Source organism: Variovorax sp. CAN15 (genome assembly GCF_030462475.1).
Lineage (GTDB): Bacteria > Pseudomonadota > Gammaproteobacteria > Burkholderiales > Burkholderiaceae_C > Variovorax.
On sequence record NZ_JASMRZ010000019.1, the window covers coordinates 67,606 to 80,636 of the forward strand.

A 13,031-nucleotide genomic window follows, 5' to 3' on the forward strand; every position below is an offset into this window, starting at 1 on the left:
CGCACTTCGTGTCGCTTCGCCACCCCCTTCCGGGGGCAACACCTGGGCCCGGCGAAGCCGATTCCTCGGTGTTCCCGAATTGGCTTGCTTCGCTCGCCTCGTCTCTATGGGATCGAGAGGCGTTGGGCTTTGCGCAGGGCCGGCGGGGCGCCGGCGGCGCCGGTGGCGCGTTCGGCCACTACCGGTTCGCTCGCGCAGGCGGTGTTGCTCGAGATGCAGAGCTTCGCGAGCAGGCCGTCCTCGGTGAGCACCTGGCGGCTGGGCGCGCCGAAGAGGCGGTCGATCCAGTTGTTGGGGCCGGAGGGGTCGATGCGCAGTTCGCCGGTGGTGCGCGCCAGGCGCAGCTCGGAGATGCGCAGGTCGAAGACGCCGTCGACGTAGTCGAACAGCAGCGTGTAGTAGTCGAGCTGTGCGTCGAGCACCTTGGGCAGGGTCTCGCGGCCGAACTCCATCAGGCGGCGGCGGCCGCGGAAGGCCTGGCCCGCGGTGCTGACGGCTTCCATCAGCTGTTTCTCGCGCTCGCGGCCCGAGACGGTGCGCGACCACGAGGCCGACGTGAGCTCGAACAGGTTGAGCTTCACACCTTCGAGCTTGGCTTCCTGGTTGGCGACTTCGGCCAGCGCCGACTTCAGTCGCAGCTGGCGGTCGAAGCCGTTGCCGAAGTTCCAGTTGAGCTCGAAGGCCGCGCGGGTCGGGTCCTGCGGCGAGACGCCGCGCGGGTCCTTGCTCTTCACGAGCACGGCGTCGAGCGTGGGGTAGAGGCTCGCGTCCTGCTGGTCGGCCAGCGCCCTCGCCCGCTCGATGCGGCCCAGCGCTTCGGCGATCTCGGTGCTGCGCGACTCGGCGCGGCGCAGCGCCTCTTCCTGCGTGGCAATGCGCCACTGCGCCGGCGCCGCGAGCACGGGCAGTGATTCGGCGTTCGGCGAGAACTTGAAGTAGTTGCGGAACTTGGCCATCGCCTCGTCGCGCTGCGCCTCGAAGTCGGACTCGCGCGCGGCCACCAGCGCGCGGCGCGAGGCCGCCATGTTCAGGTCGTTGTCGCCGCTGACGCCCAGCGCCACGCGGCGGGCCTCGGCCTTCGAGAGTTCGGCCACCACCTCGGTAGCCTTGTGCGCGATCTGCTTCTTGAGGTCGAAGCGCTGCACCTGCAGGTAGGCGGTGAGCGCGTCCAGCACCACCTTCKGCGAGGTGGTGACGACGGCTTCGTCGTCGGCCTGGTTGGCGGCTTCCGCGGCGCGCTGAGCGGCGCTCATGGCGCCGCCGTCGAGCAGGCTCACGCGCGCCTCGGCGGTGAGCACGGTGTAGCTCTGCGTCCTGGCGTTGGCCGCGCCGCTGTTGTAGTTGCCCGTTGAGGTGCCGAGCTTGAACTTCGGGTAGCGCGCCTGCCTGGCGGCATCGACACCGTAGCTGCTGGTGTTGGCCGCCGCCTGCATGGTCTGCACCTCGGGGTAGTCCTGCGAGAGGGCGATCAGCGCCTGCTTCACCTGCTGCGCGTAGCTGGCAGCGCCGAGCGAAGGCGCCGAGAGCCTGCGCGCGACGGTGAGCCTCGCGGCGCTTTCCATCTCCTGCTGCCGCAGCAGGTGCTCGGGCAGCGGCTGGGGCAGTTGTTGTTGCTGCGGCTGTTGCTCCTGCGCGTAGGCTGGCGGCAGCGCGAAGCCCGCGCACAGTGCCGCGCAGACGGCGCCGGTGCCCACGCGGCGCAGATCGACCGGTTTGCGGTACTTCATGGTTCGCGGAAAGCTTCGCGGCGAAGCTTGAGCACGGGTCGCAGGATGTACCAGATGAACGGGTCGGTGCCCACGCGCAGGTCCACTTCGGACTCCATGCCGGCGGTGATGCGGTTCTCCGGGCGGCCCACGTGCGATTGCGACATGCTGATGAGCAGCCGGTAGTAGGGCGCGCCGTTGGAAATGGCGGGGTCGCGGTCGGCGTCGGCCGCCACCAGCTTCACCTTGCCGTCGACCGCGCCGTAGCGCAGGTAGTCGTAGGCGGTGATCTTCACGCGCGCCTCCTGGCCCACTTCGATGAAGCCGCGGTCGTTGGGGTTGAGCCGCGCCTCGACCATGATCTCGTCCTCGTCGGGCACCACTTCGAGGATCGATTCGCCCGGCTTCACCACCCAGCCGGGGCTGGAGTTGCGCAGGCCCTTCACGATGCCGTCCGAAGGCGCCTTCACCACGGTGCGCGAGCGCTGGGTGCGCGCACGCGCCAGGTCTTCGCTCAGGCTCGCGAACTGCCGCTCCACCGTGGCCAGTTCGTCCGACGCGCGGCGGCGGAAGCGCCCTTCGGCCTCCGCCATCTTGGCCTGCGCCTCGGTGATGGAGGCGTTGGCGGACACCACACCCTGGCGCGCCACCGCGAGTTCGCTGCGCACGCTCTCGGCCTGGCGGCGCTTCTCCAGCACTTCGACCTGGCCCACCAGTTTCTCGCTGAGCAGCTGCTCGGAGATTTCCAGTTCTTTCTGCATCAGCGCCAGCCGGTCGCTCAGGCCCTTGACCTTGGCCTCCTGCTCCAGCTTCTTGCTGCGCGCCTGCTCCAGGCCCGACACCGCGCCGGCCATCACGCCGCGCTGTTCGAGCGCGCGCGCCTGGTAGGCGCCGGTCTCGCCTTCGAACACGCCTTCGTCGATGTCCGCGGCGAAAGACTGGCGCGTGAGCGGCTGGCCGCGGCTCTCGGCCATCAGCCGCACGCGCGTGGCCTGCGTGGCGGCGTAGCGGGCCGTGAGCTCTTCGAGGTTGAGGCCGCTGCCGCCCAGGTCGATCTCGACCAGCGGCTGCCCCTGCTTGACCTTCTCGCCTTCCTTCACCAGCACGTTGCTGACGATGCCGCCTTCCAGATGCTGTATGGACTTGACGCGGTCCGAGGGAATCACGCGCCCCGGCGCGACCACCACGGTCTCCATCGGAAAGCCCAGGCCGACCAGCGCGAGCACGGCGATGGCGCCGCCGATGATCCACTGCCGCCGCCGCCCCTGCGGCGAGGTCTGGGCCGCGCGCTTCTCGTTCTCGTCCTGAAGAATCTGCGGCAGGTCTATTTTCAAATCGCGTCCCCGGTCACTCTTCGTTCGTCACTCGTTGTTCGTCGCTTGTCGCTCGCCTCACGCCATGGAGCGGGAGGCCGGCGAAGCACCCGCCGAGCCGTCTTCCGCGTCGCCCAGCGCCACCAGCGGCTTCTTCACGCCGAACAGCTTCGGCACCATCACCGCCGCCGTGCCCTGCTCCACATTGCCCATGCCGGTGACGTGGTAGACCACGTTGGCGGCGGAGACGATGCGCAGCGAGTGCGTGACCACCACCACGGTGCGCACCTTGGCCACCGCCAGCAGCGTGGCGAGCAGGTTGCGCTCGCTCTGGAAGTCGAGGTCGTTGCTGGGCTCGTCGAGCACCAGCACCGAGGGCTTGCGCAGGAAGCTCATGGCCAGCGCGAGCTTGCGCCGCTCGCCCACCGACACGCCGGTGCCGCCCTCGCCGACCATGGTGCGGTAGCCGTCGGGCAGCCGCGAGATGAAGTCGTGCGCGCCCGAGAGCCTGCAGGCCGCGACGATCTGCTCGTCGCTCTGGCCCGGCGCGTTGCGGCGCATCACGTCGATCAGCGAACCGCCGAACCAGTAGACCTCCTGCGAGAGATAGCTGATCCAGCGCGCCAGCTCCTCGCGGCCGAACTGCGAGAGGTCGTACTCGCCGATGCTCACCACGCCGCCCGTGGGCGTGTACAGGCCCGACAGCAGCTTCACCAGCGTGGACTTGCCCGCGCCGTTGCGCCCGACGATCACGTGCAGGCCGCCGGGGCCGATGTCGAGGTCGACGTTCTCCAGCACCGGCTGCTGCGCGGTCTCGGTGAAGCTGAAGCTCACGTCCTTCAGGGTGATGCGGCCCAGCGGCTGGGGCAGCGTCATGCCCGTGGGCGGCTTCTCGACCGGCTCGCGCAGCACGGTCTCCAGGCGCTTGGCGGCTTCCTTGGCGGTGGCCAGCGAGCGCCAGTTCGACACCAGCCCGGCCACCGGCTGCAGCGCCTTGAGCGCCAGCATGTTCGAGGCGACGAGGCCGCCCACCGTCATCCACTGCTCCATGACCGAGACGGCGCCGACGGTCACGACCACGACGGAGAACACGGTGAGCAGCACGGTGGTGCCGTCGCGCGCGGTCTCGATCTGGCCGTTCTTGCTGAAGCTCTCGGCGAGCCAGGCGTTGTAGGTCTGGCGCCAAGTTTCGATGGTGGGCGCGTCGTTGGCCTGTGCCTTGAGGGTTTCGCGCGCGTTGCAGATCTCGGCGGTCACGCGATCCAGGCCGCGCCCGCGCTGCACTTCCTCCACGCGGCCGGAGCGCACCTCGTCGGCCCACCACCACGCCAGGAAGGACATGATCGCGAGGAAGAGCGCCACCACCGGCAGCACCGGCAGCGCGACGATGCCGATGACCACGAGCGCGAAGACGGCCATGGGCAGGTCGAAGATGGACTGGGCCAGCCCGCCGGTGATGGTGCCGCGTACCGAGGCCACGTCGCGGAAGTACAGGTGCCACACCGACGCGGGCCGCGCCTCCAGCGCGCGCAGCGGCCGGCCGAGCATCGAGTTCAGCAGCGCGCCCGACACGCCGTGGTCGACGATGGCGCCCGCGTTGCGCAGCAGGCGCGAGCGCCCCGTGCGAAGCCAGAACTCGATGCACAGGAAGAAAAAGATGCCGCTGACCAGCGCGGCCAGCGTGGAAGTGCCGCTGCGCGAGAGCACCCGGTCATACACCTGCAGCAGGAAGATAGAGGGCAAAAGCCCGAACAGGCTGATGGGCAGCGAGCGCCATGCCGCGCTCTTCACCAGCGGGTAGGCCGAGCGGAACGCGGCGTTCAGCGCGCCCGCGTACGGACTGGCTCCGGGCTCGTCCGGGGTCTCGGCAACCAGTTGGCTTGGCAGGAGGAACTTGATCATGGGAAAGAGCCGGTTCGTCGTGCAATGACGCCTGCGTCATTATCAACTGTTACCCGACTGTTACAAGGCAAATATCGCTCACCGTGTGCATCAAACACACATCAGCACGGCAGTCTTTGCCCCTTCACCACATCGGCCCTGATCCCGTGAACCGGACCCGGTTGCGCGGCGCTTCCCGTTACCGCGCAACCGGCCGGCCTCCCTGCCCTTGCCTCCCCTTTCTGCCCTGACAAATCCTGCGCGAACACCAGCGCGATGTTGGCGCACAACAGCATGCAAAGCACCCATGCGCACAGCAGCTGCAGCCAGCCCAGCCACCAGCGGCGAGCGGGCCTCGGGCGAGTGATCGGGGCTTCGTATCCGAAGGCCGAGTGCAGGAGTGCGTTCAATCTCATGGCAGTGCTTTCAAAACCCGGGCGAGCCGGGACAGGCCGACGCCCGCGGAACTCTTCGCCAGCACCCAGTCGCCGGGCTGCAGCAGCCCGCCGAGCGCGGTCGACAGATCGGACACGTCGACGAACCAGTGCGAGCGCACCTTGGTGCGGATGCGCGCATGCAGCGCGCGCATCAGCGGGCCGCACAGCAGCACGCGGTCGGGCTGCGACGCGAGCAGCTCGGCCTCGAGGTCGAGGTGGTGGCGCTGCGCGGCGGGGCCCAGCTCCTGCATGTCGCCGAGGATCGCCACGCGCCGCGCCGGCTCGCAGGGCGCCTGCGAGAGCAGCTCCAGCGCGGCGCGCATCGAGCTCGGGTTGGCGTCGTAGGTCTCGTCGATCAGCTTGAAGCTGCCGCCGCCGATGTGGATGGTGTGCAGCGCACCGCGGCCGCCCGGCGGCTCGAAGTGCGCGAAGGGCTCGACCGCGGCGGCCAGCGGCAGGCGCATGGCCTGCAGGGCAGCGAGCGCGGCGATGGCGCTCGCGCCCATGTGCCGGCCCGGCGCGTTCAGCCGGAGCTGGAAGGGCTCGCCAGCCACCTGCGCCTGCACCTCGCCGTGGTCGAAGGCCAGCAGGCGCACGTCGGCGTCCTTGTGCTCGCCGTAGGTCACGATCTGCAGCTGCTGCGCCATCGCCGCTTCGGCGAAGGTGGCGAACTCGGGAATGTCGCGGTTGAGCACCACCGAATCGCCCGGCGCCATGGCCTGGAAGATCCGGCTGTCCAGGCGCGCGGCGGCTTCGCTCGGGCCGCGATGCTTCTGCGACGCGGCGGAAAGGCCCGTCACCACGATCAGCGACGGCCGCACCAGCTGCGCCGAGGACGGCATGTGCGAGGTGCCCATCTCCATCACCCAGTACGACGCATGCCGGGGCATGCAGGTCATGTTCCAGGCGATGCCCGACGGCAGGCTCACGTTGCCCTCGGGCTGGCCGACCTCGCCCCACACGGTGAGCGCGCCGGCCAGCATCGCGGCCACGGTGCCGCTTCCCGCGCCGCTGCCGAGCACGCCGCAGACGCGGCCGGTGAATTCGGCGCGCGCATGGTCGCCCAGCTCCAGCACCGCCTGCAGCACGTTCTGCACCTTGAGCACCGGCACGCGCTTGTCGAGGTGCGGCTTGGGGTCGGAGCACAGCACGGCCGCGGCAGGCTGCAGCACGCCCTTGAGCGTGACGGCGGCCAGCGGCGTCCTGGAAGGCCGGGTCTGGTGGTCGAACACGACGCGACCCTTGCGCATGAAGGAGCGCTGCGCCACGCCAGCGGCGCGCCAGCCGTCCTCTGGCTTGACCACCCATTCGCCGCCGGTCACGCGCGCCATCTCGCTGGCGGTCCACACGGCGCCGTCGTCTCGCCCGCCGCCAGAGCCCGTGCCCGCGCCGCCGGGTGAGGCACGGCGCTCCACCAGGTAGCGGTGGTAGGCGGCGAAGCCCGAGAGGTACTGCTCCACGTCGTCGATGCGCACGCGGAAGGAGTGGTGGCGGATGAAGAACGAGCCCACCACCGTCGAGGGACGGCGGAAGTACATCGCCATCTCGGGCCAGAAGAAGCCGTTGAGCAGGTAGTGCGCGCGGTAGTCGAGCGCGCGGTAGAACTTCTCGGTGTCGAGCTCGTCCAGCAGATGCCGCATCGCGGGCATGCCTTCGAGCCGCTGGAGCATCTGCTGCGCGGCCAGCATGAGTTCGAGCAGCGTCGGGAAGGTGGTCTTCCGGTCGAGCACGAAGTCGAGGTACCCCGCCACGTTCTGCAGCCCGAAGCGGAAATACTTCTCCTGCGGGCTCCAGTGCGTGAGTTCGCACACGCAGCAGCTGAGCCAGTGGTCGTGCGCCTGCCAGTGCTGGCTGGCGATGAAATGGTCGAAGGCCTTTTCAACCACCGCCAGCCATTGCGGCTCGCGCGTGAGGGCATGGAGGCGCATGAGCGCGTAGGCCGCCTCGCCGTCGTAGTAGATGATGCGCGAGGCCTGCTTGACCGTGAGGTCGGCCGCGTGCAGCACGTGGTTGAAGCGGCCGGTGGCCGCGTCCTGCATCGACGCGATGCCCAGCGCGAGGCGCTCCAGCAGCGGCAGCCAGCGGCGCGTATCCATCAGCTCGCAGTACTTCACCAGCGCGAGCACGCAGGCCGCGTTGCCGCCGAGCTTGATCTCGCCGCCGGTGTCGACCAGGAAGGCCACGGCGCGCCCGTCGACCAGCGTGTACTCGCGGATCAGCGCGCCGGTGAGATGGTCCAGCGCCCGGTCGATGGCCGCGCGCAGCGTCTCGTCGCGCGTGAGCTCCCACGACTCGAGCATGGCGTAGACCGCGCTCGCGTGGCGCATCGCGTCGTAGGTGGGAATGCGGCGGTCGAAGCACGGAAAGTAGCCGTATACGAAGAGGCCGTCGCTCTGCACCTGCCGTGCGAGGTAGGACGAGCCGCTGCGCACGAGTTCGAGCACCGACTGAGGGTTGAGCGCCGGCAGCTGCCGGCGGCCAGCGTCGAGCCCCGTGCCCACCAGCTTGTGCACCACGCCGTCGGGCTGGCAGAAGACGCCCACGGTGGCCAGCAGGTAGACCGGCTGGTCCGAGGGCATGTCCAGCGGCGGCGAGCATTCGAAGCGCGCCTGGCCGTAGACCTCGAAGTTGCGCGCGTTGACCACCGAGTGCGGAATGGTCGAGTCGCCGCACAGCATGGCGTTGGCATTGAGCTCCTGCTCGGTGAAGGCGAGCGTGAAGTCCTTGTCGAAGGCCAGGCCGAGGCGGAAGTAATTGCGCTTGACGGCCGTGAGCTGGGTCTTGAACTGCGCCCAGTCCATCGGGCTCGCGCCCTCGACCCAGTCGATGCGCAGCCACGGCGAGACGATGCCGCGCTCGCGCACCCAGCGCTCGACGTGGCCGGCGCCTTCGCGCCATGCGGTCTCGAAATCGGCGGCCCGCGCGTGCACGACGTGCGCGCGCTGCGCGCCGTCGCTGACCGAGAAGAACAGCGTGAACGCCGGGTAAGGGGCTGGCAGCGCCGCGCACACCGACACGAGGCGTTCGTGGCAGGCGTGGAGCTGGTCTGGGAAGGACATCATGCGGCCCCGTTCGGATGCGGGAAACCGGCCGCGCCCGTCATCTGCTTTCGCTCTGACGTGCGCACGGTCCGGGGACTGCCACCACCGAAGTCATCGCGTGACCCGGCTTCAGCGATAGCTGAATTCGGCCCGGCGATTGAGCTGATAGCCCTCCTCGGTGGTTTCGAGCGATGCGGGTTTCTCCAGGCCCCAGCTGATGGCCTCGATGCGTTCGGCGGGCACGCCGAGCTGCGTGAGCGCGCGCTGCACCGCGTCGGCGCGGCGCTGGCCCAGCGCGAGGTTGTATTCGCGGCCGCCGCGCTGGTCGGTGTGGCCTTCGATCACGACCCGGCTCTGCGGCCGGTTGCGCATGAAGCTCGCGTGAGCCTCCACGATGTTCCGGTCGCCTGGCCTGATGTTGTATTTGTCGAAGTCGAAATAGACGATTTTCGGCACGCCAGCCGGTCCGTTCTGCACCGGCGGCGGCGGTGCCGGCACCACCTTCGGCACCGCGGTCGCAGCCTTGTTCGAGTAGTAGTAGGTCGCATCGTCGCGGCCGGCCTTGGGGGCCGCGCAGCCCACCAGGACTGCGCCGAGCGCGACGATGGCCACTGTCCGGAAATTCTTTTTCATATCTGTCCTTTCGCGGGACAGGCCGGTGGCGGCCTGTCCCTGGTGCTGCTGCAAGTTCCCTCGCCCCTCTTCCTTCTTGTGAACTCTTCCGTGTTCACCGATCAGCCGAGCAGGCCGTGGAGGACGTTGGTCACAGGCGATGCGGCGTGCTCCACCAGGCTGGTGATGGGCGTCACGACTTCCGTCACCAGCGGGGTGACGGCATGCTCGGCGCCGCTCGTCACGTTGCTGACGGCTTCCGCCACCGGCGCAGTCGCCGGCGAGCCGGCCAGGATGTCGGTCACCGGCGCCGTCACGTCGTGCACCGCGCCAGTCGCGTTCGACACGATCGGGGTCACCGCATCGGTCAAGCCGCTGGCGACATCGCCCACCGGCTGCAGGATGTCCGCCACCGGGCTGCTGCCACCGCTGAGGCCGCCGAGCAGGCTGCCCACCAGGCCGTCCTGGCCCAGCAGGCTGCCGACGAGGCCGTCGTTGCCGAGCACACCGTCGAGCAGGCCACCAGTGCCGCCACCGGTCACGCTGCCGAGCAGGCCACCGACGAGGCCGTCGCTACCCAACACGCCGTCGAGCAGACCGCCAGCGTCGCCACCGGTCACGGTGCCGAGCAGACCGCCGACGAGGCCATCGCTGCCGAGCACACCGTCGAGCACACCACCAGCGTCGCCGCCGGTCACGGTGCCGAGCAGACCGCCGACCAGGCCGTCGCTGCCCAGCACGCCGTCGAGCAGACCACCAGCGTCGCCACCGGTCACGGTGCCGAGCAGACCGCCGACGAGGCCGTCGCTGCCAAGCACGCCATCGAGCACACCACCAGCGTCGCCGCCGGTCACGGTGCCGAGCAGACCGCCGACCAGGCCGTCGCTGCCAAGCACGCCATCGAGCAGACCGCCAGCGTCGCCACCGGTCACGGTGCCGAGCAGACCGCCGACGAGGCCGTCGCTGCCGAGCACGCCGTCGAGCAGACCACCAGCGTCGCCGCCGGTCACGGTGCCGAGCAGGCCGCCAACCAGGCCATCGCTGCCGAGCACACCGTCGAGCAGACCGCCAGCATCGCCGCCGGTCAGACCGCCCAGCAGGCCGCCGACCAGGCCATCGCTGCCGAGCACGCCGTCGAGCAGGCCGCCAGCATCGCCGCCGGTCAGACCGCCCAGCAGGCCGCCGACCAGGCCATCGCTGCCGAGCACGCCATCGAGCAGACCACCGGCATCGCCGCCGGTCACGCCACCCAGCAGACCGCCGACCAGGCCATCGCTGCCGAGCACGCCGTCGAGCAGACCACCAGCGTCGCCGCCGGTCACGCCACCCAGCAGGCCGCCGACCAGGCCATCGCTGCCGAGCACGCCGTCGAGCAGACCACCGGCATCACCGCCGGTCAGACCGCCCAGCAGGCCGCCGACCAGGCCATCGCTGCCGAGTACGCCATCGAGCAGGCCGCCAGCATCACCGCCGGTCAGACCGCCCAGCAGGCCGCCGACCAGGCCATCGCTGCCGAGCACGCCGTCGAGCAGACCACCGGCATCACCGCCGGTCAGACCGCCCAGCAGGCCGCCGACCAGGCCATCGCTGCCGAGCACGCCGTCGAGCAGGCCGCCGGCATCGCCGCCGGTCACGCCACCCAGCAGGCCGCCGATCAGGCCATCGCTGCCGAGCACGCCATCGAGCAGGCCGCCAGCGTCGCCGCCGGTCACGCCACCCAGCAGGCCGCCGACCAGGCCATCGCTGCCGAGTACGCCATCGAGCAGGCCGCCAGCGTCGCCGCCGGTCACGCCACCCAGCACGCCACCCAGCAGACCGCCGTCACCGCCCAGCACACCGCCGAGCAGGCCGTCGCCGCTCACGAGATGAGCCACGCCATCGGTCAGGTAGTCGACCTGCGTATCCACCGCATTGAGCAGCGCGTGGGTCGTGCCGGTGCCGAGCAACTGGTCGGTCAAGGGGCTCAGCAGGCCACCCACGCCATCGGTCACCTGGTCGACCACGCCGTCGACCGGGTCGAGCACGTTGGGGCTGTTCGCTGTGAAGGTGGAGCCGAGCACCGGAGCCAGCACGCCGTCGACCGTGTCGGTCAGGCCGTCGGTAAGGCCGGCCACCGGGGCCAGCACGTCACCCAGGCCGAGGTCGCCCAGCAGGCCGTTGTTCAGGCCCGAGGCCACGCCGCTGACCACGCTGTCCAGCGGATCGAGCAGGGCCGCGCCGGTGCCGGGGGTGCCGCCACCGCCGATGCCGTCCAGCAGGCCGCCGAGCAGGCCACCGACCAGACCGTCGTTGCCCAGCACGCCGCCGACGACGCCGTCATTGCCCAGCAGGCCGCCGACCAGGCCGTCGGGCCCGAGCAAGCCACCGCCGAGACCATCGCCGCCGAGCACGCCGCCCAGGCCATCGCTGCCCAGCAGACCGCCGACAAGGCCGCCGTCGCCGAGCAGGCCGCCCACAGCGCCGTCGCTGCCCAGCAGGCCGCCGACCAGGCCGTTGTCACCCAGCACGCCGCCCAGCAGGCCATCGTTGCCAAGCACGCCGCCGACGATGCCGTTGTCGCCCAGCAGGCCGCCGAGCAGGCCATCGTTGCCGAGCACACCGCCCAGCAGGCCGTCGTTGCCCACCACGCCGCCGAGGAGACCGTCGTTGCCGAGCAGGCCGCCCACGAGGCCGTCGTCACCCAGCAGGCCGCCGACCAGGCCGTCGTTGCCGAGCAGTCCGCCGACGGCACCGCCCAGCAGGCCGCCTTCGCCGCCGAGCAGGCCGCCCAGCGGGCTGTCGGCGATGAGGCCGGAGATCGCTCCGTTCTCGCCCAGCAGACTGTCGACCAGGCCGCCCTGGCCCAGCAGCTCGCCGGTGAGGCCGCCGCTGCCGAGCAGGTTGGACAGGGTACCGTCGCCGCCGAGCAGGCCGCCGACGAGTCCGTCGTCACCCAGGATGCCGCCCAGAGCGCTGCCGTCGCCGAGCAAGCCACCCAGCAGGCCGTCTTCGCCCAGCAGGCCGCCGGTCAGGCTGCCCACGGCGCCGTCGCCGAGCAGGCCGCCCACGAGGCCGTCGCTGCCCAGGACGTTGCCGAGCAGGCCGCCCACGGCGCCGTCCGCGCCCAGCAGGCCGCCGACCACGCCATCGGGTCCGAGCAGGCCGCCCACGAGACCGTCTTCGGCCAGCAGGCCCGAGACCACGCTGCCATCGCCGAGCACGTTGTCGAGCAGACCGCCGACGACGCCGTCGTCGCCCAGCAGTTGGTCGGTAACGCCGCCGAGGCCGAGGGCGTCGGTGAGGCCGCTGACGATGCCGTGATCGCCGACAAGGTTGTTCAGGCCGTTGTTCAGCGCGTCGGTCAGGTAATCGACCTGGCCCACCACCGTGCCGAGGATGGCGGTGGTGGCGCCGGCGCCCAGCAGGTTGTCGAGTGTGGGGCTCAACGATTCGCCCAGCAGGCCGGTGACGCTGCCCACGGTGTTGTCGATCGGGTCGAACTGGTTGGGATCGTTCGGCGTGAACTCGCTGCCGAGCAGCGGAGCCAGCACGTCGTCGAGCGTGTCGGTCAGGCCGTCGACCGCATTGGTGACCGGCGTGAGCGAGTCGCCCAGGCCAAGCGCGTTACCGAGGCTGTCGGTGACGTGGCCGACGAGGCCGTCGCCCGGGTCGAGGAGGTGGTCTGCGTCTGCGTCTGCATCGGCGTCGGCATCGGCGTCCGCATCAGCATCAGCATCAGCATCAGCATCAGCGTCTGCATCGGCGTCTGCATCGGCGTCGGCGTCGGCATCGGCATCGGCATCGGCGTCAGCGTCGGCGTCGGCGTCGGCGTCGGCATCGGCATCGGCATCGGCATCGGCATCGGCATCGGCATCGGCATCGGCATCGGCATCGGCATCTGCGTCGGCATCTCCGTCTGCATCCGCATCAGCATCGGCGTCCGCATCGGAATCTGCGTCCGCATCGGAGTCGCCAGGATTGGTCGGGTTGCCCGAGCCGACGAACAGCGGGATGGTGCTGTCGCTGCCGCCGCCACCGCCGCTCAGGGCGGCACCCAAAGCC

General features: G+C 70.4%; 6 protein-coding genes. All 6 read right to left on the reverse strand.

The annotated features are described in order from the left end of the window. Positions 1-104 precede the first annotated feature (104 nt). Complete coding sequence (locus QMO14_RS15075) at positions 105-1,727, reverse strand: TolC family protein (RefSeq protein WP_301508016.1); 1,623 nt, start codon at positions 1,725-1,727, stop codon at positions 105-107. Then, entirely contained in the window at positions 1,724-3,040 is a 1,317-nt protein-coding gene (locus tag QMO14_RS15080) for an HlyD family type I secretion periplasmic adaptor subunit (RefSeq protein ID WP_301508017.1), read from the reverse strand. Before QMO14_RS15080 ends, QMO14_RS15075 begins: the two co-directional genes overlap by 4 nt. Positions 3,041-3,097: 57 nt before the next feature. Beyond that, on the reverse strand, positions 3,098-4,921 hold the full coding sequence (locus QMO14_RS15085) for a peptidase domain-containing ABC transporter (protein WP_301508018.1): 1,824 nt from the start codon (positions 4,919-4,921) through the stop codon (positions 3,098-3,100). Positions 4,922-5,312: 391 nt separating this feature from the next. Beyond that, the gene (locus QMO14_RS15090; RefSeq protein WP_301508019.1) at positions 5,313-8,399 is read right to left on the reverse strand and encodes a Mur ligase family protein; all 3,087 of its coding nucleotides are present in this window, start codon (positions 8,397-8,399) and stop codon (positions 5,313-5,315) included. 108 nt (positions 8,400-8,507) lie between these two features. Beyond that, on the reverse strand, positions 8,508-9,011 hold the full coding sequence (gene pal, locus QMO14_RS15095) for a peptidoglycan-associated lipoprotein Pal (protein ID WP_301508020.1): 504 nt from the start codon (positions 9,009-9,011) through the stop codon (positions 8,508-8,510). 101 nt (positions 9,012-9,112) lie between these two features. Further along, on the reverse strand, positions 9,113-13,031 hold a 3,919-nt coding region (locus QMO14_RS15100; protein WP_301508021.1), incomplete at its 5' end, for a hypothetical protein.

What these genes read in the sequence shown, in the direction of transcription:
- QMO14_RS15090 (WP_301508019.1), bottom strand. Translation starts at nt 8,399, where the DNA reads ATGATGTCCTTCCCAGACCAGCTCCACGCCTGCCACGAACGCCTCGTG.
- pal (WP_301508020.1), bottom strand. Translation starts at nt 9,011, where the DNA reads ATGAAAAAGAATTTCCGGACAGTGGCCATCGTCGCGCTCGGCGCAGTC.
- QMO14_RS15085 (WP_301508018.1), bottom strand. Translation starts at nt 4,921, where the DNA reads ATGATCAAGTTCCTCCTGCCAAGCCAACTGGTTGCCGAGACCCCGGAC.